This window comes from Roseovarius sp., assembly GCF_040219995.1.
Taxonomy (GTDB): domain Bacteria; phylum Pseudomonadota; class Alphaproteobacteria; order Rhodobacterales; family Rhodobacteraceae; genus Roseovarius.
Window position 1 is genome coordinate 627,659 of record NZ_JAVJUC010000014.1, and the last position, 24,289, is coordinate 651,947.

20 protein-coding genes are annotated in these 24,289 nt (G+C 63.3%); 7 read left to right on the forward strand and 13 right to left on the reverse strand.

Translation table 11 applies throughout. From position 1 onward, the window contains the following. The first annotated feature begins 195 nt into the window (after window positions 1-195). Both rpsB and tsf read left to right on the forward strand, forming a co-directional pair. Window positions 196-969 (forward strand): 30S ribosomal protein S2, encoded by a 774-nt coding sequence (rpsB, locus tag RID11_RS07315; RefSeq protein WP_350137071.1) that lies wholly within the window; start codon window positions 196-198, stop codon window positions 967-969. Window positions 970-1,042: 73 nt separating this feature from the next. After that, window positions 1,043-1,915 (forward strand): translation elongation factor Ts, encoded by an 873-nt coding sequence (gene tsf, locus RID11_RS07320; RefSeq protein ID WP_350137073.1) that lies wholly within the window; start codon window positions 1,043-1,045, stop codon window positions 1,913-1,915. Window positions 1,916-2,284: 369 nt separating this feature from the next. On the opposite strand, the gene RID11_RS07325 is transcribed toward tsf, so the two are convergent. The 5 genes from RID11_RS07325 to RID11_RS07345 form a co-directional block, all read right to left on the reverse strand. Further along, on the reverse strand, window positions 2,285-3,040 hold the full coding sequence (locus RID11_RS07325) for a LuxR family transcriptional regulator (protein WP_350137075.1): 756 nt from the start codon (window positions 3,038-3,040) through the stop codon (window positions 2,285-2,287). Further along, window positions 3,037-3,480 carry a type II 3-dehydroquinate dehydratase gene (gene aroQ, locus RID11_RS07330; RefSeq protein WP_350137077.1) on the reverse strand — a complete coding sequence of 148 codons (444 nt, stop codon included), beginning with the start codon at window positions 3,478-3,480 and terminating at the stop codon, window positions 3,037-3,039. The genes RID11_RS07325 and aroQ overlap by 4 nt, the downstream gene beginning before the upstream one ends. A 266-nt stretch (window positions 3,481-3,746) precedes the next feature. Further along, entirely contained in the window at window positions 3,747-5,150 is a 1,404-nt protein-coding gene (locus RID11_RS07335) for an MATE family efflux transporter (RefSeq protein WP_350137079.1), read from the reverse strand. A 93-nt stretch (window positions 5,151-5,243) separates the two neighbouring features. Beyond that, complete coding sequence (locus RID11_RS07340; protein ID WP_350137082.1) at window positions 5,244-6,506, reverse strand: NAD(P)/FAD-dependent oxidoreductase; 1,263 nt, start codon at window positions 6,504-6,506, stop codon at window positions 5,244-5,246. 61 nt (window positions 6,507-6,567) lie between these two features. Then, window positions 6,568-7,791 (reverse strand): acyl-CoA dehydrogenase, encoded by a 1,224-nt coding sequence (locus tag RID11_RS07345; RefSeq protein WP_350137084.1) that lies wholly within the window; start codon window positions 7,789-7,791, stop codon window positions 6,568-6,570. A 102-nt stretch (window positions 7,792-7,893) separates the two neighbouring features. On the opposite strand from RID11_RS07345, the gene RID11_RS07350 reads away from it, so the two are divergent. Then, the gene (locus tag RID11_RS07350) at window positions 7,894-8,805 is read left to right on the forward strand and encodes a LysR family transcriptional regulator (protein ID WP_350137086.1); all 912 of its coding nucleotides are present in this window, start codon (window positions 7,894-7,896) and stop codon (window positions 8,803-8,805) included. Between the two features lie 3 nt (window positions 8,806-8,808). Here the strand turns inward: RID11_RS07350 and ntrX are convergent, their stop codons facing one another. From ntrX to dusB, 5 genes are all read right to left on the reverse strand, one after another. Next, the gene (gene ntrX / locus RID11_RS07355) at window positions 8,809-10,218 is read right to left on the reverse strand and encodes a nitrogen assimilation response regulator NtrX (RefSeq protein ID WP_350137087.1); all 1,410 of its coding nucleotides are present in this window, start codon (window positions 10,216-10,218) and stop codon (window positions 8,809-8,811) included. Between the two features lie 7 nt (window positions 10,219-10,225). Further along, a complete protein-coding gene (locus RID11_RS07360; protein ID WP_350137089.1) occupies window positions 10,226-12,478 on the reverse strand; it encodes a sensor histidine kinase NtrY-like in 2,253 nt (750 codons plus the stop codon). Window positions 12,479-12,598: 120 nt separating this feature from the next. Next, window positions 12,599-13,960, reverse strand: coding sequence for a response regulator (locus RID11_RS07365; RefSeq protein ID WP_350137091.1), 1,362 nt, complete (start codon window positions 13,958-13,960; stop codon window positions 12,599-12,601). A 3-nt stretch (window positions 13,961-13,963) separates the two neighbouring features. Then, on the reverse strand, window positions 13,964-15,040 hold the full coding sequence (locus tag RID11_RS07370; protein WP_350137093.1) for a two-component system sensor histidine kinase NtrB: 1,077 nt from the start codon (window positions 15,038-15,040) through the stop codon (window positions 13,964-13,966). Further along, window positions 15,037-16,032 (reverse strand): tRNA dihydrouridine synthase DusB, encoded by a 996-nt coding sequence (gene dusB / locus RID11_RS07375; RefSeq protein WP_350137095.1) that lies wholly within the window; start codon window positions 16,030-16,032, stop codon window positions 15,037-15,039. Before dusB ends, RID11_RS07370 begins: the two co-directional genes overlap by 4 nt. A gap of 162 nt (window positions 16,033-16,194) precedes the next feature. On the opposite strand from dusB, the gene RID11_RS07380 reads away from it, so the two are divergent. Genes RID11_RS07380 through RID11_RS07390 form a run of 3 tightly spaced genes read left to right on the forward strand, consistent with a single transcriptional unit; the run spans window position 16,195 to window position 18,298 of the window. Further along, on the forward strand, window positions 16,195-17,334 hold the full coding sequence (locus tag RID11_RS07380) for a bifunctional 2-C-methyl-D-erythritol 4-phosphate cytidylyltransferase/2-C-methyl-D-erythritol 2,4-cyclodiphosphate synthase (RefSeq protein ID WP_350137098.1): 1,140 nt from the start codon (window positions 16,195-16,197) through the stop codon (window positions 17,332-17,334). Beyond that, on the forward strand, window positions 17,325-17,822 hold the full coding sequence (locus RID11_RS07385; RefSeq protein WP_350137101.1) for a phosphatidylglycerophosphatase A family protein: 498 nt from the start codon (window positions 17,325-17,327) through the stop codon (window positions 17,820-17,822). Before RID11_RS07380 ends, RID11_RS07385 begins: the two co-directional genes overlap by 10 nt. After that, window positions 17,819-18,298: a CinA family protein gene (locus RID11_RS07390; RefSeq protein ID WP_350137103.1), complete on the forward strand. Its 480-nt coding sequence runs from the start codon at window positions 17,819-17,821 to the stop codon at window positions 18,296-18,298. The genes RID11_RS07385 and RID11_RS07390 overlap by 4 nt, the downstream gene beginning before the upstream one ends. Window positions 18,299-18,304: 6 nt before the next feature. Here RID11_RS07390 and RID11_RS07395 read toward each other — a convergent pair whose 3' ends face one another. After that, a complete protein-coding gene (locus RID11_RS07395) occupies window positions 18,305-18,757 on the reverse strand; it encodes a type II toxin-antitoxin system RatA family toxin (RefSeq protein WP_350137106.1) in 453 nt (150 codons plus the stop codon). A gap of 71 nt (window positions 18,758-18,828) precedes the next feature. Between RID11_RS07395 and hpt the strand changes: the two genes are divergently transcribed. After that, window positions 18,829-19,374 (forward strand): hypoxanthine phosphoribosyltransferase, encoded by a 546-nt coding sequence (gene hpt / locus RID11_RS07400; protein WP_350137108.1) that lies wholly within the window; start codon window positions 18,829-18,831, stop codon window positions 19,372-19,374. A 304-nt stretch (window positions 19,375-19,678) separates the two neighbouring features. On the opposite strand, the gene RID11_RS07405 is transcribed toward hpt, so the two are convergent. Both RID11_RS07405 and RID11_RS07410 read right to left on the reverse strand, forming a co-directional pair. Beyond that, window positions 19,679-20,287 carry a hypothetical protein gene (locus RID11_RS07405; protein ID WP_350137110.1) on the reverse strand — a complete coding sequence of 203 codons (609 nt, stop codon included), beginning with the start codon at window positions 20,285-20,287 and terminating at the stop codon, window positions 19,679-19,681. Window positions 20,288-20,299: 12 nt separating this feature from the next. After that, entirely contained in the window at window positions 20,300-23,965 is a 3,666-nt protein-coding gene (locus RID11_RS07410; RefSeq protein WP_350137112.1) for a vitamin B12-dependent ribonucleotide reductase, read from the reverse strand. Between the last annotated feature and the right edge of the window lie 324 nt (window positions 23,966-24,289).

The following is a 24,289-nucleotide window of genomic DNA, read 5'->3' on the forward strand; positions in this document are numbered from 1 at the left end:
AATGGGCCGTGCGAGGGGCTTGGCAAAAAACCCCGGCGGGGCTTGCACAGGCGGGCAGGGGCCGCTATACGCGCGGCACTGAAATCCGCAGGCATGGGCGGGCTCACGGGGGAGACATCCCCGTTGTGGTCCACCGGTTGAAGCATCCCGCTTCTCACCCCGTGCCAAGGCGCAAACCGGAAAAGGAACACGACCATGGCTCTTCCCGAGTTCTCCATGCGTCAGCTGCTTGAAGCTGGCGTTCACTTCGGCCACCAGACGCAGCGTTGGAACCCCCGTATGGGCGAGTTCATCTATGGCGCGCGCAACGGCATCCACATCATGGATCTGACGCAGACCGTGCCGATGCTCGACGCGGCGCTCAACGCGATCCGTGAATGCGTTGCCAAGAACGGCCGCATCCTCTTTGTCGGCACCAAGCGGCAGGCCGCGCAGCCGGTGGCGGAAGCCGCCGAGAAATGCGCCCAGTATTACATGAACCACCGCTGGCTGGGTGGCACGCTGACCAACTGGCAGACGGTGTCGAAATCGATCCAGCGTCTCAAGCAGATCGACGAAATCCTCGAAGCAGGCGGTGAAGGCCTGACCAAGAAAGAGCGTCTCGGCATCGAGCGCGACCAGACCAAGCTTCAGGCGTCGCTCGGCGGGATCCGCGAAATGGGCGGTGTTCCGGACATGCTGTTCGTGATCGACGTCAAGAAAGAGGCGCTGGCCGTGGCCGAAGCCAACAAGCTGGGCATTCCGGTCGTGGCCGTGGTCGATACCAACTGCTCGCCCGATGGTGTCGATTACATCATCCCCGGCAATGACGACGCTGCCCGCGCCATCGCGCTTTACTGCGATCTGGTCAGCCGCGCGGCACTCGACGGCATGACAGCCCAGATGGGCGCCGCCGGCATCGACCTCGGTGCCATGGAAGAGGCGCCCGTCGAAGAGGCCGTCGCTGAGACCGAAGCCGCCGAAGGCTGAGATCTGTCACGAAACTGACACGGGGGCAGGGCTATCCCGCCCCCGCGATATACCGAATTTGAGGAGAGCCAAGATGGCGATCACTGCTGCAATGGTAAAAGAACTGCGCGACACGACAGGCGCAGGCATGATGGATGCAAAGAAGGCGCTGACCGAGACCGATGGCAACATGGAAGCGGCCGTCGATTGGCTGCGGACCAAGGGCCTCGCCAAGGCGGCCAAGAAATCCGGGCGCACTGCGGCCGAAGGTCTGGTCGCGGTCAAGGTCGCCGGTGGTGTCGGTGTTGCGGTCGAGATCAACTCGGAGACCGATTTCGTCGCCAAGAACGCCGATTTCCAGAGCATGGTCTCGCAGATCGCCGATGCCGCGCTCGGGGCTGCTGATATCGACGCGCTGAGCGCGACAGATCTGGGTGGCAAGACCGTGGCCGACACCGTGACCGACAAGATCGCCACCATCGGTGAGAACATGTCGCTGCGTCGCATGGCCCGCGTCGAAGGCGACGGCGTCGTGTCTTACGTCCATAACGCCGCGGCTGACGGCATGGGCAAGATCGGTGTTCTGGTGGCGTTCTCGGGTGACGAAGCGTTTGCGCGTCAGGTTGCGATGCATATCGCCGCCACCAACCCCGCCTCGCTGGATGAGGCCTCGCTCGACCCGGCGGTCGTCGAAAAGGAAAAGCAGGTTCAGATCGAGATCGCCCGCGAGTCCGGCAAGCCGGATGCGGTGATCGAGAAGATGATCGTTGGCCGGATGAAGAAATTCATGTCCGAAGTCACGCTGCTCGGTCAGGCCTTCGTGATGAACCCCGACCTGACGGTCGAGGCTGCCGCCAAGGAAGCCGGGACAACCATCGCGTGTTTCGTGCGTCTTGAAGTGGGCGAAGGCATCGAGAAGAAGGAAGAGGATTTCGCAGCCGAGGTGGCGAAGGCCGCACAGGGCTGAGCCACGGCGCAATCCGGTTGAGAAGGGGCCCGATGCGGGCCCCTTTTTCATGCCCGGTTCATGCCCGGGTGGCAAAGAAACAAGCGGTGCCGCCGGTTAAGGCGACACCGCTCTTGACCGGTCGTCTATTGGGGATGAAACGACGGCCCGTAAGCGTCGACTGCCAACCCCGATGGAATAAGGACCGACAGCCGACATCCGGAAGACCCGGAAAAGGGAGCGTTCCCCGAAACGATAGGCTGAACGCCCCCCTATGTTCCCAGGCAATAAAGCCACCACTCACGGAACGGTGACATAATGCGACGTTACCTAACGTAAGGAAAGTAAGGGATTCCATACCATTTTCTAAGGTATTGAATCTAATAGCCTTCAAGCATCGAGGAAGAAAATCTGATTCTGGAATGCCGCCTTGAGAACCGCCTGCGCGGTGGTCTCGACGCTGAGCGCCTTGCGTGCCAGCCGCAGGTGTTTTTCGACGGTTGCGGGGGTAAGTTCCATCAGCATGGCAATATCCTGCACCGTCTTACCATCGCCGACCCAGCCAAGAACCTCGCGCTGCCGCGAGGTCAGGGCGCGTTTGGGTGATTCGTAGGGCAGGGACAGGATGCACAGATGCGCCAGGTTGTTGAGCGCGAGAACTGTCTCGCCGACCTCGGACCACAGTTGATCCACCTCGGCCTGTGTCGCGCCGCGCCGCGCAGTGAGTGCCATCGCGGCCTTCATGCGCGGGCGCAGGGACTTGAAACTGATCGAGTAGCCCGCCGTCACCCCATGCGCCTGGTTGAACTCCAGCACCGCGCGTTCCTGCGCGGTCATTTCACCGGCGGCGAGACGGTCATTCAGGATCGACCACGAACAGGCCCCGTCATTGCCGAGCGACCAGCGCACCATCGGCGCGTGGAAATAGAGACCCTGATCGATGAAGGTGTCGATATATTCCGGTGCGTGGTTCGACAGGATGACGAAATCATCCGGATCGCCCAGCGAGGTTTCGGTGCGAAACCGTGTGCAGCCATAGATCAGCCGGTCGAACCCGTAATCTGCCATCTGCCGCGTATGAAGGTCCCACAATTCCTCGATCGTGGTGACATTCAGCAACCGGTTGACGACCTTTGGGTCGATCATCCGCTGCGCTCCAGATGTCCGCGCATGGCATCGAGGGCCAGGATGTAGCCCGGCGCGCCGAAGCCGCAGATCACACCGACGGCGACCCGCGCGATATAGGAGACGTGGCGAAAGTCTTCACGGGCATGCACGTTCGAGAGGTGCAGCTCGATTGCCGGAATCTGAACCGAGGCCAGGGCATCCATCAATGCGACCGAGGTATGGGTATAGGCCCCGGCATTCAGGATGATCCCATCATGGGTGCCGCGCGCGGCGTGAATGGCGTCGATCAGTCCACCTTCGTGATTGCTTTGCTCGAAGGCGAGGTCGAGCCCGTGCGTCTCGGCATGCGCAAGGCACATCGCCTCGATATCCGCGAGCGTCGTGTGACCGTAGACCTCAGGCTGTCGTGTACCGAGAAGATTGAGATTCGGACCGTTCAGAACCAGAATGGATGTCATGTGCAGGCTTCCTCCGGACCGACGTTTAGACCGCTTTGCAGTGTTGTGTCGAGTGAGGCATCTGTCAATCTGTCAATCGCAGGAGACAGGGCGGCGCGAATGACACAGCACACCGCGTCAGGGATCAGGGGAGCGGGTCGCGCCGCAGCTTCACGCGCATGAGAAACCCAGTGCAAGGCAATGATCTGTTGATGTATTTCCGGAAACTCTGCGTCTGGGTGACAGATCAAATATTTACATAATACTGATTATGCGCCTAATGGATATCAGCGCTGCGACCGGTTGCTGATCACCTGCATGCGCTGATCCGGGCATGTGTAATGCGCTGCGAGTGGATCGCGGCATGGGGCCTCGATCACCCGTAGCGCCAGCCAGGCCGCCACGGCGGCAAAGACCGCCCCCCCGATCGCCTGTCCGGCCAGCACACCCTGCGCGCCCCAGATCGCGCCGAAGGCCACGACAAAGGGCCATGTTCCGATCGTGTGCCGCGCCCAGTTCACGCCGGTCGAGTAGCCCGGATGACCGAGGTTGTTGAACGACGCGTTGGCGACGAAGATTGCGCCGTTGAAGAACGAGCCGAGCGCCAGCGGCCCGAGATAGAGATAGAGGATGGCGCGCATGTCATCATTGGCGTTGAACATGTCCGCAATCGGCGCGCGCAACACGAAGAGCAGCGCCGACATTGCGACCACGTAAAGGGCCAGGAATTTGAGCCCGTCGATAAAGGTCTCATAGACCCGGTCCATGCGCCCTGCCCCGAAATTCTGCCCGAAAATCGGCCCGATGGCCCCCGAGAGCGCCAGCACGACGGAGAATACGACAGGCACCATCCGGTTGATCACCGCCATGGCGGCCACCGCATCGGTGCCGTATTTCGCCATTTCCCGCGTCACGATGGCGGTGCCAAGCGGTGTCGCCACCGTGCCCAGAACCGCAGGCAGCGCAATGCCCGCCGCGTCCTTGAAATCGCGCGCCACGCATTGCGGGCGTGGCCGGGAAAAGGCTTGATATCGCGTCACCGCGAGGAAAAGCGCCAAGGCTGCCGTCGCCAGACGCGCCAGAACCGTCGCCACCGCCGCCCCTTCGAGGCCAAGCCCGACGGCAAATATCAGGATCGGGTCAAAGACAAGATTGACGCCCGCGCCCAGAAGCGCGGGATACATCGCGCCGCGCGCATCGCCATAGGCGCGCAACACCGCGACCGCCACCATCGACAGGCCCGACAGGAACGTCGTCGGCAGGATGATCCACAGGTAGCCCGACGCCATTTCTGTCGCGGCCCCGCTGGCCCCTAGAAGACCCAGAAGCACATCGAGAAACGGCAGCATAAGAAGCGGCAGAACCAGCCCCGTCGCCACCGCGATTACCGCCGTGCTGGTCGCATATTCGCGGGCGTCTGTGCGGTTGCGCTCACCCTCGGCCCGCGCCACGAGGGCGCCCGCCGCAATCGAGAGCCCGATATTGACCGCACTGGCAAAGAACATCAGCGCGCTGGCATAGCCCGCCGCCGCTGCCAGCTCGTCGCGCCCGAGCATGGAAATGAACACGATATCAATGAGATCGACGGCAAAGATCGCCATCAAGCCGATGCTTGACGTGAAGGACATCACCGACACATGCCGGAAAAGATTGCCTTGGGTAAAGCTGCCGCCGCTCTCGGTCAGGGCCATTGTCATATTCCTTTTACACAACGTCTAAGGCACATAACCGGCTTTGCCGTCCGCTCAATGCCCGGCCCCTCAACACTCTGTGTGCGAATTTGCTCAGCCGCGCGCGGCGATCAGGTGCGCCATCCGTGCGCCGGTCTCGTAATAGAGGGTGCGCAGCCCCGCGAAAGCCTCGCGATGGGCGTCGACCGTCGGCACCGGCAGATCGTCTTCCTGACCGCTCAGGAGGGCCCGCGCAGCGGCGCGGCCAAACACCGTGCCCGGCGCGATGCCCCGTCCGGAATAGCCATAGATCGCATAGCCGCCCTGCCCGATGCGCTGAATGCGCGGCAGGTGATCGCCGGTCATCGCGATGCGCCCCGCCCAGGCGTGGTTGATCGCGGTGCCGCGCAGGCGCGGAAATAATTGCGTGAGCTTGCGTTCCGCCCAGTTCGCATGCGTGCCTGCCTCGCCGCCCATGCCGCCCAGGATGATCCGCCCCGCCGCATCGCGCCGCAGCGAGGTCATCACCAGACCGGTATCCCAACACCCTTCGCCGCCCGCCAGAATGTCGCGCGCGAGGTTGTCGCCCAAGGGCTCTGTCGCCAGTTGGTAGAACTGCACCACCGGCATCTCGGGCAGGCGCACGGGGGGCGCGGGGCTGTGATAGGCGTTGGTCGCCATCAGCAGATGCTTTGCGCGCAGCTTGCCGCCCGGCGTGTGGATCACCCATTGCCCGCCATGGCGCGTGGCCGCCGTGACCGGGCTCTGTTCGTGCAGCCGGGCGCCCTGCCCTGCGGCCGCGCGCGCCAGTCCGCGCGCGTAGGCCAGCGGCTGAATGGTGCCCGCGCGCGGATCATGCAGCGCGCCGTGAAACCGGTCGGTTCCGGTGCGCGTGGCGACCTCTTCGGCCTCCAGCAGCCGCACCGGTGCGCCGCGCGCCTGCATCTGCGCCATGCGCGCGTGCAACTGCGACAGACCCTTGGGAGCATGCGCCAGATGCAGCGTCCCGTTGCGCACGGGTTCGCAGGCGATGGCATGGGTTTCGATGAGGTCAAAGACGACATCCGGCGCAGCGGCCAGCACGGTGTTGAGCCGCTCACCCGCCGCCTGACCGAGCGTCTTGCAGACCGCATCGGGCGGCAGCCAGAGCCCGGCATTGACCAGCCCTACATTGCGCCCAGAGCCGCCATGCCCGACCGTCTCGGCCTCCAGCAGGGTGACATCCGCGCCCTGCCCGGCAGCCTCGAGCGCCGCCGAGAGGCCGGTGTAGCCGCCGCCGACGATGGCCAGATCGACGCTGCGCTCGCCTTGCAACGGGGGTGCGGTGAATTCCTCCGCCGCGCTTGCCTGCCAGAGCGAGGTGAGCGGGCCGCTCATTTAGCGCGACCCACGGAAATTTTCCTGATTTCAACCAGTGGCTTGAATGCCATTCTTCACCTTAGAAAAACGCCTGCAACCCGGTTTGTGCACGGCCCAGGATCAGCGCATGCACGTCATGCGTTCCCTCATAGGTGTTGACCGTCTCCAGATTGACCATATGGCGAATGACCTGAAATTCTTCTGAAATCCCGTTGCCACCATGCATGTCGCGGGCGTGGCGTGCAATCTCCAATGCCTTGCCGCAATTGTTGCGTTTGATCAGGCTGATCATCTCGGGTGCGGCATTGGCCTCGTCCATCAGCCGCCCGACGCGCAGCGCCGCCTGCAGGCCAAGCGCGATCTCGGTCTGCATGTTGGCCAGCTTGAGCTGAAAGAGCTGCGTTTGCGCCAGTGGCCGGTTGAACTGCTTGCGATCAAGGCCATACTGCCGCGAGGCATGCCAGCAGAACTCAGCCGCGCCCATGACACCCCAGGCGATGCCGTAGCGGGCCCGGTTCAAACATCCAAAAGGCCCCTTAAGCCCCTGAACATTCGGCAAAAGGGCGCTCTCCGGCACCTCGACGCCATCCATCACGATCTCGCCGGTGACCGAGGCACGAAGGCTCAGCTTGCCGCCCACCTTGGGCGCGCTCAGCCCCGCCATGCCCTTCTCGAGCACGAAGCCCCGGATCTTGCCGTCATGCGCCTCGGACTTGGCCCAGATCACGAAGACATCGGCAATCGGGCTGTTGGAAATCCACATCTTGGAGCCGGTCAGGCGATAGCCCGTCTCGGTGCGCACCGCGCGGGTCTTCATCGCCGCCGGGTCGCTGCCCGCATCCGGCTCGGTCAGGCCGAAACAGCCGATCAGCTCGCCACTCGCCAGCCCCGGCAGGTATTTGCGGCGCTGCTCCTCACTGCCATAGGCATAGATCGGATACATCACCAAGGAGCTTTGCACGCTCATCATCGAGCGATAGCCCGAATCGACCCGCTCGATCTCGCGCGCCACCAGACCATAGCTCACGTAGCTTGATCCCAGCCCGCCATATTCCTCGGGGATGGTTGTGCCCAAGAGGCCCATTTGCCCCATTTCCTTGAAAATCTCCGGCTCCACCCGCTCTTCTCGATAGGCGTCGATGACGCGCGGCTGAAGGCTCTCCTGCGCGAAGGTGCGGGCGCTTTCCGCGATCATCCGTTCCTCTTCCGAGAGTTGGTCACTCAGGCGGAACGGGTCGCTCCATTCAAAAGAGTTGAGATCCGGTGCATCCTTGGCGCGCAGTGTGGGGGTATTGGCATTCATGGCGCAATCCTCATGTATCTTTATCAGTTACAGGCAATTTACACTGGCCAAACCCGCATGAATAACGATAAATCCACATGAATCCATGAGTTTTTCGCAAGCATGTCCCTGCCCCGCCGCTTCCTGCCCTCGATCTCCTCGCTGCGCGCGCTTGAGGCGCTCGACCGGCTCGGCAGTGCCACTGCCGCCGCCGAGGAACTGGCGCAGACGCAAAGTGCGGTCAGCAGGCAATTGAAAACGCTTGAAAATCAGCTTGGCGTGACGCTGTTCCTCCGACAGGGGCGCAGCATGCGCCTGACGCCCGATGCGGCGGTCTATGCCGACAAGGTGCGCGGTGCCTTGCAGCAGATCGCGCAGGCGTCGGTGAACATGACGGTGAACCCGGTCGGCGGCAGCCTGAGCCTTGCGATCCTGCCTACATTCGGCATGCGTTGGCTGGTACCGCGCCTTGCCGATTTCGCGCGCCGACACCCGGAGGTGACGATCAACCTCTCCACCCGGCTAAAACCGTTCAATTTCGCCTCTGAACCCTTTGATGCGGCAATACATTTCGGCAATGCGGATTGGCCGGGAACGGATGCGTTGCGGCTGAAAACCGAGGCGGTTCTGCCGGTCGCTGCCCCCGATCTTCTGGCCGCCCATCCCCCGGTCACCTCTGCCCGCGACCTGCTGCGCCTGCCGCTTCTGCATATCGAGACGCGGCCCAATGCCTGGGCCGATTGGTTTGGCGCACATGGCATCAAGGATGCGCGCATCACCGGCACGGTCTATGATCAATTCTCAACCATCACGCAGGCGGCGCTGCACGGGTTGGGTGTGGCGCTGCTGCCCGATTACCTCGCGGAACAGGATCTGGCCACCGGGCGGCTGGCCCACGTCTGGGGCGTGCGCACGGAAATGTCGGGCGCCTATTACCTCGTCTGGCCGGAAACCCGCGCGCGCGATCCCGCGCTGCTGACCTTTCGCGACTGGCTGGCGGGGCAGACCGAGGACGAGGACACGCTGCCGCGCTAGGCGCTATCCTGCCGCGCGCGTCGTCTCGTCGTCTTCGTCGTCGCGCCCGCCTTTGGCACTGGTGACCACGCCGAGCGATTTCAACTTGCGGTGCAGCGCGCTGCGCTCCATCCCCACGAATTCCGCCGTGCGGCTGATATTGCCGCCGAAACGGTTGATCTGGGTCATCAGGTATTCGCGTTCGAACGCCTCGCGCGCGTCGCGCAGGGGCATTGTGGCGACCATGCCCGACAACACCACGCGCCCTTCCTCGACGGGGCCCGCAGTCTCGCCCGGCAATTCGGTCACGGCAATGGACCCGCCCCCTTCACCAAGGATCAGCACCCGCTCAATCACGTTGCGCAACTGGCGCACGTTGCCGGGCCAGTGCATGGTCTGCAACAGGGCTGCTGCCTCCTCGGACATCTCGCGCAGCGGCAATCCTTGTGTCTTGTGCAGCATGTCGATGAAATGCGTGGCCAGTGCCGGGATATCTTCGCGCCGCTCTTCCAGGCTGGGCACGCTGATCGGCACCACGTTGAGCCGGTGATAGAGTTCACGGCGAAACCGGTCGGCGGCGATCTCGGCCTCCAGATCGCGGCTGGTCGAGGAAATCACCCGCAGATCGACCTTTATCTTGTCGCTGCCACCGACCCGCAGAAAGGTCTGGTCAACCAGTACCCGCAGGATCTTGGATTGCGTGCCGGGCGGCATGTCGGCCACCTCGTCGAAATAGATCACCCCGCCATTGGCCTCTTCCAGCAGGCCCGGCGTCACGCCGGTCTCGGCGCTTTCGCGGCCAAAGAGCACCTCTTCCATCCGGTCCGCCGCGATCGAGGCGCAGCCCACGGTGACGAACGGGCCGGTGGCCCGGTGCGAATTCGCATGGATATAGCGCGCGGCAAGTTCCTTGCCTGAACCGGCCGGCCCGGTGAGCATCACCCGCCCGTTCGATTTCGTGACCTTGTCCAGTTGGCCGATCAGGTTGCGAAACGCGGGCGCGTCGCCCAGCATTTCCGACGGGGCCGTCTCGCGGCGTTTCAGCGCCTGATTCTCGCGCCGCAACCGGCTGGTTTCCATGCCGCGCCGGATCACCACCATCAACTGGTCGATGTTGAATGGTTTCTCGATGAAGTCATAAGCCCCTTGCTTGATTGCCGCGACCGCGATCTCGATGTTGCCATGCCCCGAGATGATCACCACCGGCACATCCGGATAATCGCGTTTCACGGTCTTGAGGATGTCGATGCCGTCCATCTGGCTGTCCTTGAGCCAGATATCGAGAATCAGAAGGCCGGGCTGTTCGGCGGCGATCGCCGTCATCGCCTCGTCGGAATTGCCCGCCCGGCGGGTGGTATAGCCCTCATCCTCGAGAATATCCGAGATCAGTTCGCGGATATCGCGTTCGTCATCGACAATCAGAATGTCACTCATTGGTCCCTCACACGGCCGCCCTGGCCTCTACAGTCTCGTTTTGCGCCTGAAGCAGCGGCAGGCGCACCACCGCACAGGCACCAGTATGCGCGCCCGGCGCGAATGGCATGGCGTCCTCCAGCGTGAGCGTGCCGCCATGTTCTTCGATGATCTTTTTCACGATGGGCAGGCCGAGGCCGGTGCCCTTGTCGCGCGTCGTCACATAAGGCTCGAAGAGGCGCGCACGATCCTCGGGCAGGCCGATTCCGTTGTCGGAAATGCGGATCACCGCCTGCCCCTCATCCTCGGCGCTCTCGATTCGGATCATCGGCTGATGCCCTTCGGGCGCGCCTTTCTCGGTCAGGCTCTCGATCGCTTCGCCTGCGTTCTTGATCAGGTTGGTCAGCGCCTGCCCGATCATCGACGCGTCGATTTCGGCGCGCAGGGGCGCGTCGCTCAGATCAAGATCGAACCGCACATCTGGCTGTCCGCTCTCCTGCAAGAGTGCGGCCTCGCGCAGCACCTGGCTCAGGCTCAGCGGCTCGGTCTGGGGCTCGGGCATGCGGGCGAATTTCGAGAATTCATCGACGATCCGGCGCAGATCGGTGGTCTGACGCACCACGACATCGGTCAGCTGCTCCAGGCTTTCGGCCTGATCCGGCTCAAGCTGCTTCGCGAACTTGCGCTTTATGCGCTCGGCGCTCAGCTGGATCGGCGTCAGCGGGTTCTTGATCTCATGCGCGATGCGCCGTGCCACGTCGCCCCAGGCGGCCATACGCTGTGCCGTCACCAGATCGGTCACGTCGTCGAAGGCCACCACATAGCCCTCGCGCCGTCCGCCCTCGCCCATCCGGGTGGACATACGCACCAGCAGGTTTTCCTGCCGCGTCCCACGGCTGACCTTGATTTCTTCCTGCACGAAGCCGCTCGGGACTGTGCGTAGCCGGTCAAAGAGCGGGCCGAATTCGGGCACCGCGACCGACAGCGCCATGGATTGCTGATCCTCCTGCCAGTCGAGCAGGCGTTCGGCGGCGCGGTTGACGAAGGTCACGCGCCCCTTGGCGTCGAGCCCCACGACACCCGACGAGACCGAGCCCAGCACCGAATCAAAGAGGCGGCGGCGGCGCTCGATCTGTTGGGTGTTGGCGAGCAGGCGTTCGCGCTGGCCCTTCAACTGCCGGGTCATCTGGTTGAAATAAGTGCTGAGCTGCGCGATCTCGTCGTCGCCGTCTTCCTCGCGCACCTGCGTGTCAAGATCGCCCTCGCCCACCCGCTGCGCGGCAGAGGTGAGCCGCCCGACGGGGCGCGACAGACGCTCGGCGAACCACATGCCAAGCCAGATCGCGGCGAGGATCAGGATCACCGCAAACCCGAGGTAGAGCAGCCCGAACTCGAACAGAAGGCGCCCGCGCTCGCTCTCGCGTTGCTTGTAGAACCGTGCGGTTTCCTGCGTGTCGTCGAGCAGGTTGAGGATCGCGCCATCGACATTGCGGCTGATATAGAGCAACCGGTCGGCAAAGGCATCGAGTGGCATCAGCGCGCGGAACTCATTATTGTCCCAGTCGCGGATCACCGTGACGCCCTCGTCGCGGGCCTCTGCGATCTGCTCGGGCGTCGGTTCCTCGTAGTCGAAGAGGTAGGAGCGCTCGCCGCGCGCCCGCAACTCACCGGTGCCGTCAATCACGAAGGCCTCGCGCAGTCCGCGCTGAATCTCGCGCTGCCCTGACGAGAGGACTTGCCGGATATCGCCATCGCTCATGAAGACCGTCGCACGTTTGGTGGCATTGATCACCTGCGCCAGAACCCGCGCATCGGTCACCAGATCGCGGCGGTGCTCGTCCTCATAGGCCTGGGCTGCGGCTACCGAACTGTCGACCACGCGCCCGACCCTGTCGGAAAACCACGCCTCCAGCCCCATGTTGACCGACAAAGTGGCAAAGACCGCCACCGTGATCGTCGGCAAGAGCGCCATGAGCGCAAATACGCCGGTCAGGCGCAAGTGTAGCCGCGAGCCCGCCGAGCGCGAGCGCCGCGCTGCGATCATCCGGGCCACCCGTTGCAGCACCAGCCCGGCGACCATGAGCACATAGACCATGTCCGCCAAGAGCACGAGCCGCAGCCCGTTGGAGGATGTGCCCTGATCGAGGGGCCCGAGCAGCAGGTAGGTGGCGAAGGCCAGAAGCGGCCCAAGGATCACGAGGCCAAGGGTGGCGTAGTTCTGCAACTGACGCAGCCGTCTCAGGCGGGTGATCCCCTCCCATGACAGGCGCCTGCCGCGCATTCTGCGTGTCCGCGTTGCCACGCATGCCCCCCATCGGCTAGTGGGGCGGCCGCGCCTGCCCCGCTACATCTGGACCGCCTTCGCGCAAAACGCCGCTCAGGTCACAGTCCTGTTGCAGTTTTACATCAACTTGCGGCGGCGTGTCACGTGAATATCCAGATCGGTGATCTTCTTGCGCAGCGTATTGCGGTTGATGCCAAGCAGATCGGCGCATTTCATCTGGTTGCCGCCGGTGGCATCGAGTGCGATCTCGATCAGCGGTGTCTCCACTTCACGAAGGATGCGACCATAAAGCCCGGGCGGCGGCAGATCCGCACCGTGCAGGTCGAAATAGCGTTGCAGATGCCCCGCCACCGAGGCCGACAGGCTCTCGCCGCGCACCTGCCCCATCACCGGCTCGGCGCGCGGCTGATTGCCCAGCACCGCCTCGACCTCCGAACGCGTGATCTCCTGCGCCAATGCCGTGAGGCCGATGCGGCGCACCGCGTTTTCCAACTGCCGCACGTTGCCGGGCCAGCTATAGGCGCGCATCAGGTCCACCGCGCCGTCCGACAGGTGCCGTGCGGGCTGTCCCTCGCGTTCGTCCCGGGCCAGAAAATGCGCGGCCAGCAGCGGGATGTCCTCGATCCGCTCGCGCAGGGACGGCACGTCGATCACGGCCCCGCTGAGCCGGTAATAGAGATCCTCGCGCAGCGTGCCATCCTCAAGCGCCTGTGCCGGTGGCACGCGGCTGGTGGCCATGAAGCGCGGCACGTGATCGCCCGGCGCATCCATCATTCGCACCACGCGGCCCTGCGCCTCGAGCGGCAGGTCGCTCGCCTCATCGAGAACCAGCGTGCCGCCCTTGACCCGCGCCATGACCCGCGACGGGCCGTCAAGCTCGCTCAGATCGCTCGCCGTTACCGTCACGAAAGGCAGCGTGCGGCGATCAGAGAAGTCGTGCAGCGCCTTGGCAATGAGCGACTTGCCGGTGCCCGATTCGCCGCAGATCATCACCGGCAAATCGCTGTGCATGACCCGCGCCACCACGCGGTAGAGCGTCTGCATCGCGGGGGTGCGCCCGATCAGCGGCAATTCCTCGGGCCGGTCCTCTTCGGGGGCGGTCACGCTGCGCCGGGCGCGGGCCTCCAGCGCCCGTGCGGTGCGCTTCATCAGATCGGGCAGATCGAAGGGCTTGGGCAGGTAGTCGTAGGCCTCGGCCTCGGCGGCCTTGATCGCCGTCATGATCGTGTTCTGCGCCGAGATCACGATCACCGGCAGGCCGGGCCGATCCTGTGCGATCTTGGGCAGCATCTCGAGGCCATTGCCATCGGGCATGACAACGTCCGAGATCACCACATCGCCCTTGCCCTCGCCCACCCATCGCATCAGCGTGGTCAGGCTCGAGGTGGCATGCACCCGGCAGCCCGCCCGTGTCAGCGCCTGTGTCAGAACCGTCCTGATCGTGCGGTCATCATCGGCGACCAATACCGTGCCGTCCATGTTCTAGCCTCCCTGGCCTGTCGTCGTCTGTGCGCGTTGCAATGAAATGCGGAACACCGTGCGCCCGGGCACGGAACTGACGGAAATCCAGCCGTCGTGATCCGAGATGATCTTGGCCGCGAGCGCGAGGCCCAGCCCGGTGCCGTTCTCGCGGCCCGATACGAACGGGTCGAACACTTCCTCGGCGATTTCTGGAGGCAGGCCGGGGCCATCGTCGATGATCTCGATCTGAAGCGGCAGCGCCTTGCCCTTGCCCTCACCGCGCCGCACCCGCAGCGACTGCTCGTAATAGCTGTGCAGGCGGATCGTGCCGGGCCGCCCCTGCGCCGCCTCTGCGGCGTTCTTGAGAAGGTTCAGCACCACCTGCAACAACTGATCCGCATCGCCAAGGGCCAGCGGCAGCGAGGGGTCGTAATCCTCGATCATCGTCATATGCGCGGCAAAGCCCAGCATCGCCGAGCGCCGCGCGCGGTCCAGCACGTCATGCAGGTTGACCGGTTTCAGATCCGGGGCGCTGATATTGCCGAACTGCTCGACCCGCTCCAAGAGGCCCACGATGCGGCGGCTCTCACTGACGATCAGATCGGTCAGTTCGAGATCGTCCTGCCCCAGCGTCATCGACAGAAGTTGCGCCGCGCCCGTGATGCCCGCCAGCGGGTTTTTAATCTCATGCGCCAGCATCTCGGCCATGCCGATCGCCGATTTCGCCGCCGATTTCACGTTGCTGTTCTGCACCATGCGGCCTGCCAGCTCGCGCGGGCTGATCAGCATGATCATATGACCGGGGCTGCCCGCCAGCGGCGCCACCTGAAGGTTGCACTGCATCGGCGCGCGCTCTCCGGTGCCGACGTCCACGTCATTGACGAAGAGCGGCGCGTCATTATCGCGCGCCCGCTCGAACGCCTCTTCCAGCGGCGCGTTCACCGCCAGCCTGTCCCAGAGCGGCTGACCGGTCAGCGCGCGCTCGGAACTCATCATGAAGCCCTCGGCGGCAGGATTGATCCGCGTGATACGATCCTCGGCGTCGACGACCAACGCGGGAACGGGCAGCGACGTCCAGATCCCCTCCTCCGCGCTCATGCCGCCTGCCTCTCACAGACGCTGCCCTGCATCGCCTCGGGCAGGAGGTGCAGCACTTCGCCCGGCCCCGCCGTCAGCACCCGGCGGCGCAGATCGGCCCCGGTGCCTGCATGATCCATGTACCAGCCCAGATGCTTGCGCGCGACGCGACCACCCAGATCGCGCCCGTAAAAGCCCAGCATCGCCTCGTAATGCCCAGCCACCAGATCGGCCAACGCTGCCCCCTGCGGCACCTCGGGGGCGGGCCTGCCGTATAAGTCCGCCGCGACCTGCGCCAACAGCCAGGGGCGACCTTGTGCACCCCGTCCGATCATCACGCCATCGGCACTAGATTGCTCCAGCGCACGGCGCGCGCTCGGCACGTCGACGATATCGCCATTGGCCAGCACCGGCACGCGCACCGCCGCCTTGACCGCTCGAATGGCCGCCCAATCGGCACGCCCCTTGTAGAACTGACAGCGCGTGCGCCCGTGGATGGTGATCATCTGCACGCCCGCCGCCTCGGCCCGGCGTGCAATCTCGGGCGCGTTCAGGCAATCGTCGTCCCAGCCCAGCCGGGTCTTGAGCGTCACCGGCACGTCGACCGCGCCGACCACCGCCTCGATCAACCGCAACGCGTGATCGGGGGTGCGCATCAGCGCCGAGCCCGAAGCCCCTGCCCCGCTCGCGCTCGTCACCTTCTTGGCGGGGCAGCCCATGTTGATGTCGATCACCCGCGCGCCGCGATCCGCGACCATGCGCGCGGCCTCGGCGATCCAATGGGTGTCACAGCCCGCAAGCTGCACGACCGTGTTCTCCACCCCCAGCCCAAGTTCTGCCTTCTCGCGCACGCCGGGCTTGGCCTGTACCATTTCCTGGCTCGCAACCATTTCGCTCACCACCAGCCCCGCGCCAAAGCGCGAGACCAGGGATCGAAATGGCAGGTCGGTGATTCCCGCCATCGGGGCGAGCGCCACGGGCGGGCAGAGCAGCCTATCGGCAAGTGACAGCATGTGCGTGCCTAATCCTTGTGCAACACCGCCCTTGTAGCCCTGACGCAGGCGAGAAACAACGCCACAAGGTATATTTCACAGCGCGCCCCATAGCATTCGCCTAATTATTGTGCAGATGCTCAGCCATTGCGCTCGCCCCGGACGCGCCGTAATCAGGACCACATGATGAACGCCGCTCTCATCGTCGCCGCAGGCCGCGGCACCCGCGCAGGCGGGGATCTGCCAAAGCAATGGCAGCCCCTCGCCGGTCGCCGCGTGATCGACTGGACGCTCGATGCGTTTCTCGCGGTGCCGGGTATCGCCTCGATCACCGTTGTCCTGCATCCCGACGATATCGACCGGCTCGCTCCGCATCCTCGAATCCGCATGACCGAAGGTGGTGCCACACGCGCGATCTCGGTGCGCAACGGGTTGGAATCCATGGCAGGCGACCCGCCCGATCACGTCCTGATCCATGATGTTGCGCGCTGCTGCATCTCGCCCGAAAAGATCACCGCCATGCTCGATATTTTGCAGGCGGGGGCCGTTGCCGCCGCCCCGGCCCTGCCCGTCACCGATGCGCTTTGGACTGGCGCGGGCGGCCAGGTTACCGGCACCCGTGATCGCGCTGGGCTCTACCGGGCACAGACGCCACAGGGGTTCGATTTCGCCACCATCCTCGCCGCGCACCGCGCCCATACAGGCGATGCCGCAGACGATGTCGCCGTCGCGCGCGCTGCGGGCATCGCGGTGGCGATCGTCGAGGGGCATGAGGACAACCTGAAGATCACCCACCCAGAGGACTTTGCCCGCGCCTCTAAAATACTGGAACATCAAATGGATATACGCATTGGCACCGGGTATGATGTGCACCGCTTCGGCCCCGGCGATCACTGCATGCTCTGCGGCGTCGCGGTGCCGCATGACCGGGGCCTTCAGGGCCATTCGGATGCTGATGTCGGCATGCATGCGCTCACCGACGCCATCTATGGCGCCTTGGCCGAGGGCGATATCGGGCGACATTTCCCACCCTCCGATCCGCAATGGAAAGGTGCCGAGAGCCATATCTTTCTGCGTCATGCGGTTGGTCTGGCTTCGGCAAAAGGATTTACGATCAATAATATCGACGTCACTCTTGTCTGTGAGCGCCCCAAGGTCGGCCCCCATGCGCAAGCCATGCAAACGGCGCTGAGCGCGATCACCGGCGTCGCGCCCGACCGGATCTCGGTCAAGGCCACCACGTCCGAGCGGCTCGGCTTTACCGGGCGCGAGGAAGGCATAGCGGCGCAGGCCGCCGTGACATTGGTGAAGACATGCGCGTAACCCATTTGATTGCAACGTTTTTCCATGTTGGCCACCTACGCCCAGCCCCCGGCACATGGGGCTCGCTCGCGGCCTTGCCCTGCGCGTGGGGGCTGCATGTCGCGGGCGGCCCACTCTTGCTCGGCCTTGGTGTGATTGCGGCCTTCACATTAGGAACATGGGCCACGGCATTGGAAACAAAGGGAGAGGAAGACCAAGATCCGTCCGAAATTGTGATTGATGAGGTGGCCGGTCAATGGCTCGCCTTCCTGCCGGTCTCCATCGGGGCAGCGCATGCCGGGGTGGCGCTGACCGCGCTCTGGCCCGGCTGGGTCACGGCATTCCTTGCGTTTCGCCTGTTCGATATCTGGAAGCCCGGCCCGATTGGCTGGGCAGATCGGCGCGGCGATGCGCTTGGCGTGATGCTGGATGACATCCTCGCCGGGCTGGCCGCTGCACTCTGCGTCATGGCCGGTGCAGCGATCTCACACGGAGTGTTGGGCCTGTGAGCGTCGCCGATATCCTCGACCGCGCTCGCGCGCAGGGCGTGATGATCGCCACCGCCGAAAGCTGCACCGGGGGCATGGTTGCGGTCGCGCTCACCGATGTTCCTGGCTCCAGTGCGGTGGTTGAACGCAGCTTTGTAACCTATTCAAATCAGGCGAAGCTCGACATGCTTGGCGTGTCGCCCGAGACGCTTTCCGCCTTTGGCGCCGTCTCCGAGGAGGTTGCCCGGGAAATGGCCGAAGGGGCCCTGCGCCACAGCCCCGCCGATCTGGCGGTTTCGATCACTGGAATCGCCGGGCCCGGCGGGTCAGAGCACAAGCCCGAAGGCCGGGTCTGTTTCGGCCTCGCGCGGGCCGGGCAGGTCACCCTCGCGGAAACGTGCGACTTCGGCGCAAAGGGCCGCGAGGCGGTGCGCCGCCTGTCCCGCGACCATGCGCTCGAATTGCTGAAAAACGCCTTGGATCAGAAGGCTGGCTGACAAAGCTCAAGTGCCGCCATAGAGCGCATCGGCCCGTTCCTCGAAGGCCCGCACGACCCGTTTCATCGCCTCGTAAAAAAACAGTTCCGCCGCCGATTGCAGCAAACGGTTCTTGAACGCAAAATCGACATCGAAATTCACCTCGCACCCGCCCTCGACATCGCGGAACCTCCAGTTGGAGCGCATGTATTTGAACGGCCCGTCGAGATATTCGGTCGCGATGCGCCGCTCCTGCGGATAAAGCTCTACCCGGCTGCCGAAGCGTTCTCGGAACACCTTGAAGCTGATCACGAGATCCGCCTCCATCAGTTCCGAGCCATCCTCGCGCGGGGTGACCTTGCGCACGCGTGCGGCCGCCGTCCAGGGCAGGAACTCGGGGTAGCGCGCCACATCCGCGACCAGCGCATACATCTGGTCCGCCGTGTAGCGCAGCCTGCGCGTTTCTGAATGTGACGGCATGTCAGCCCCGGTTTGCACGTGACAGTGGCGCGCTTTTTCATAGACTGGGGCGGAAAGTTCAAGGGGGTTACATGCCGCAACGCGCCTATGCCATCGACAAATTGATTTCCGCCAAGAGCATCGCCGCCCGTATCGAGACCCTCTCGCATGAGATTGAGGCCGAATTTGCGGGCACCAGCAAGCTGGTGGTCGTGGGGCTGTTGCGCGGTTCTTTCATCTTTATCGCTGATCTGGTGCGCGAGCTGGACCTGCCCGTCGAGGTCGATTTCGTCGAAACCTCTTCTTACGGAAACACCATGGAGAGCAGCCGGGAAGTACGTATTCTCAAAGACTTGCGCGGCGATATTGAAGGGCGTGACGTGCTGGTGGTCGAGGATATCGTCGATACCGGCCACACCCTTGCGCATGTGCTCCACCTGCTGAACAGCCGCCGCCCCGCACGCCTGCGCACTATCGCGCTGCTGGACAAGCCGTCGCGCCGCGAGGCCGAGATCAGCGCCGACTGGATCGGCTTTGAAATCCCCGATGAATTTGTCGTCGGCTACGGCATCGACTACGCGCAACGCAACCGCAACCTGCCTTATATCGGAACGGTCCGGTTCATTGATCCCGCGTGATCGACGCCATGGCGGCCCCGTCAGACGTTGGACCTGAGACCTTCGCGTTCTGAACGGACCACGCCGCGCGGGATTATCGCCGCAAAAGAAAAAGAGGGGGCACAAGGCCCCCTCAGGTTCGCGGATCGGGATGTTGATTTACCGCCCGATTATGGTTGTTGCCTGTCTCCGATCCGCGTCCGGGGCGAGCGCACCCGCCCCTGAACCTTGTCAGCTACACCGGCTCGTTGCGCCGCAGGTGTTGCGCTTCATGCAGGTGCCGTTGCGCACCAGCGTGTAGTTGCCTTCTTAAGAAGGCTATGTCTCACAAAATTACCCTTTCGTATCGAGGCTTTGAGCGACACAGTTCCCTCTGGAAAACATCAAGTCGAACGATGCCTTGAGCCTTTCTGACGTACTCAACATCTGAAAACGCTCTGTGCGCCAGTTCAACGGGATTCAATTGAGGGTTCTGCAGCGCAGCGCCACACTGAAAGAAAACGGCCGCGTAGTTAGCTTCGAGCTCTTCCATCGTTGGCGGCAAATTAGACATACCGCCGGGCCCGGCATACAGTTGGAAGTTTTTCGTTACCGCACTCCTTGCGTGATGGTTCAAAGCAACATGGCCAAACTCGTGAGCAAGTATAAAGTTTGATAGCTTACAACCCCGCTTCGCGTTTGCCATAAGCTTTTCATCAACCGTGAGGGTGACGCGATTATCAAACTGTATAACCCCGGCCTTACGCCTAAAGTCCTCCACTTCATCTGACCGGTAGGTGTTTATCGACCAACCCTCTCCAACTTCACACAGGGTCTCCCACGGCTCGGGCATCTTGAAAAAGTCGCCGTCGCCATAGAGTTCGCGGCGCAGCGATAGGATCTCCGCGTATATCTCTGCGCCCCTGTAGGTTGTAAGGCTTGGCCTACGTCCCATCTTGCTCTCTCCTCAGCTACACCCGCTCGTCCCGCCGCAGGTGTTGCACTTCATGCAGGTGCCGTTGCGCACCAGCGTGTAGTTGCCGCATTCGCCGCAGGCCTCGCCCTCGTAGCCCTGCATCCGGGCCTTGGTGCGGGCGTCCATCGACATTGTGGTCGATGTGGCCGACACCGATGTCACGTTGGCCTGCACCGTCTCGGGGACGAGGGTTTGCAGCGCCACATCGGCGTCGCTGCCGCGAAAGCCTGTGGTGCCGGTGCCCTGCCCACCCTGGAACACGACAAGTTCCTGTGGCAGACGCTTGCGCAGGTAGCCGGTGGAGCTGATCTGCTTGAGCACCTCCAGCGAGCGCGAGGCAGCTTCGCCCGACATCTCCTTGATATTGCTCACACCTTCCTCTTCGCCGCGGCCCAGATCGTCGAACGAGGCGCCCGAGGGTTTGACATGGGCCAGATCGGTCCGGTCGAGATAGCTGACCGCCAGTTCGCGGAAGATATAGTCGAGGATCGAGGTGGCGTTCTTGATGCTGTCGTTGCCCTGCACCATGCCCGAGGGCTCGAACTTGGTGAAGGTGAAGGCATCGACGAATTCCTCGAGCGGCACGCCGTATTGCAGGCCAACGGAAACGGCGATGGCGAAGTTATTCATCATCGCGCGGAATCCGGCACCTTCCTTGTGCATGTCGATGAAGATCTCGCCAAGCTGGCCGTCCTCGTATTCGCCGGTGCGCAGATAGACCTTATGCCCGCCGACGATGGCCTTTTGCGTGTAACCCTTGCGGCGCTCGGGCATTTTCTCGCGGTTGGAACGGACGACCTCCTTGATCACCACCTTCTCGACGATCTTTTCGGCCAGAACGGCGGCCTTTTCCTGTGCCGAGCCCGATTCGAGGATTTCGGCGGCCTCGTCATCATCCTCGACCAGCGCCGATGCCAGCGGCTGGCTGAGCTTGGAGCCGTCGCGGTAGAGCGCGTTGGCCTTGACGCCGAGGGACCACGAGAGCTCATACGCCTTCTGGCAATCCTCGATGGTGGCGTCGTTGGGCATGTTGATCGTCTTGGAGATCGCCCCCGAGATGAACGACTGCGCCGCCGCCATCATGGTGATGTGGCTCTCCACCCCGAGATAGCGCTTGCCGGTCTTGCCGCAGGGATTGGCGCAATCGAAGATGTGATAGTGCTCTTCTTTCAAGTGCGGCGCGCCTTCCAGCGTCATGGTCCCGCAGACGTGATCGTTCGCCGCGTCAATATCGCGCTTGGAATAGCCCAGATGCGCGAGCAGGTCGAAGGTCGGATCGTTCAGTTTTTCGGTCGGGATGCCCAGCACCTGCGTGCAGAACTCCGCGCCGAGTGTCCACTGGTTGAAGACGAAACGGATGTCGAAAGCGGAGCCGAGTGCGGCATCGACCTTGGCCAGTTCGTTCTCGCCAAAGCCGTGACCGATGAGCGAGGTGTGGTTGATGCCGGGCGCGTTGCCAATGGTGCCGTGGCCCACGGCGTGGCCGATGATTTCCTCAATCTGCGCGGGGCCATAGCCCAGCTTCTCCAATGCGGCAGGCACCGACTGGTTGATGATCTTGAAATAGCCGCCACCGGCCAGTTTCTTGAATTTCACCAGCGCGAAATCGGGCTCGATTCCGGTGGTGTCGCAATCCATCACCAGCCCGATCGTGCCGGTGGGCGCGATCACGGTGGACTGGGCGTTGCGATAGCCGTGCTTTTCGCCGAGTTTCAGCGCTTCGTCCCAGGAGGCCATCGCCAGATCGACGAGGCGGGCATCGGGGCAGCTCTTGTGGTCGAGCGGCACCGGTTTGACGGCGAGCGCCTCATAGCCCTCGGTCGCGCCATAGGCGGCGTTGCGGTGGTTGCGGATCACGCGCAGCATGTGCTTGGCGTTTTTCTTGTAGCCCGCGAAGGCACCCAATTCGCCCGCCATTTCGGCGGAGGTCGCGTAGGAGACGCCGGTCATGATCGCGGTCAGAGCCCCGCAGAGCGCGCGGCCCTCGTCGCTGTCATAGCCGTGCCCCATGTTCATCAAGAGCCCGCCGATATTGGCATAGCCCAGACCGAGCGTGCGGAAATCATAGCTGCGCTGCGCGATTTCCTTGGAGGGAAACTGCGCCATCGTCACCGAAATTTCCAGCGTCACCGTCCAGAGCCTGGTGGCGTGCATATAGGCATCGGCATCGAACTGTCCGTCGACGTAGAACTTGAGCAGGTTCATCGAGGCGAGGTTGCAGGCCGTGTCGTCGAGGAACATGTATTCCGAGCATGGGTTGGAGCCGCGAATCTCACCGTCCTCGGGGCAGGTGTGCCAGGCGTTGACCGTGTCGTGATACTGGATGCCCGGATCGGCGCAGGCCCATGCGGCGTGGCCCACATCCTCCCACAGATCGCGGGCCTTGATGGTCTTGGAAACGCTGCCATCGGTGCGGTTGATCAGGGCCCAATCCTCATCATTCTCGACCGCCTTGAGGAAGGCGTCGGTGACGCGGATCGAGTTGTTGGAGTTCTGGCCGGAGACGGAGGCGTAGGCCTCGCTGTCCCAATCGGTGTCGTAGGTCGGGAATTCGATGCTGTCATAGCCCTGCTTGGCGTAATCCAGCACGCGCTTGACGTAGGTCTCGGGAATCTGCACCTGTTTCGCGCCGCGAATGGCGGATTTCAGTTGCGCGTTCTTCTTGGGGTCGACCGCATCCTCATTGCTGCCGTCCCAGGCGCGGATCGCGGCGAATATCTCGTTGAGCTTCAGCTCGTGCATCTTGGAGCCGGCGACGATGCTGGCGACCTTCTGCTCTTCCTTGACCTTCCAGTTGATGAACTCCTGGATATCGGGGTGATCGGCGTCACAGATCACCATCTTGGCCGCGCGCCGCGTGGTGCCGCCCGACTTGATGGCACCCGCCGCGCGGTCGCCGATCTTGAGAAAGCCCATGAGGCCCGAGGATTTGCCACCGCCCGAGAGCGGCTCATTGGCGGCGCGCAGGCTGCTGAAGTTGGTGCCGGTGCCGGAGCCGTATTTGAAGAGCCGCGCCTCACGCACCCAGAGATCCATGATGCCGCCATCGCCGACCAGATCGTCCTTGACCGATTGGATGAAGCAGGCATGGGGCTGCGGATGCTCGTAGGCGGAGGCGGATTTGGTCAGTTCGCCGGTCTCGAAATCGACGTAGTAGTGGCCCTGACCGGGGCCGTCGATGCCATAGGCCCAATGCAGGCCGGTGTTGAACCACTGGGGCGAATTCGGTGCGGCCATCTGGCGGGCCAGCATGTAGCGCATCTCGTCGAAATAGGCGCGGGCGTCGGAGTCGTTGGTGAAGTAGCCACCCTTCCAGCCCCAATAGCACCATGCCCCGGCCAACCGGTCGAAGACCTGCTTGGCGGAAATCTCACCGCCGAAGCCGTCATTGTCATCTGCCGGGCGACCACGCCACAGGAACTCCGGCACGCCGTCCTCGGCGATCTTTTCCAGCTTGTTGGGCACGCCAGCCTTGCGGAAATATTTTTGCGCGATCACGTCGCTGGCGACCTGGCTCCAGCCTGCGGGGACCTCGATTTCATCGAGTTTGAAGACCGTCGTGCCATCGGGATTGCGAATCTCGGAACTCGTGGTCACGAACTCCAGCGCGGCGTATGCGTCCTGTCCGGCGGTGGTGAATTTACGTTCGATCTTCATGTGGCTGCCCCATAGCAAATTAGTTAATGGACCGTTCTGGCCCGGTGTGAGTGACCGTCGCCCGACCGAAAGCAAAGCTATCCTGCGCGCCGCGTGAGTGTTCAGCAGCGCAAGCTGTACCCGGTGGTGATCCGGCTATGTCGAAGTTTGGGTCGTCTGTCCCTGCCCGGGCTGATCACTATATCTTGTGGTCTTGATGCCCGCTCACACAAACTGACGTATGTTGCCCTATCTGGTCAACGGAAAATTTAGCGATTTTGACACAAAAAGAATTTGACTATCCGGCGGTGTGGCCTTGCCGTTCACGGATCGGTGATTCATCCA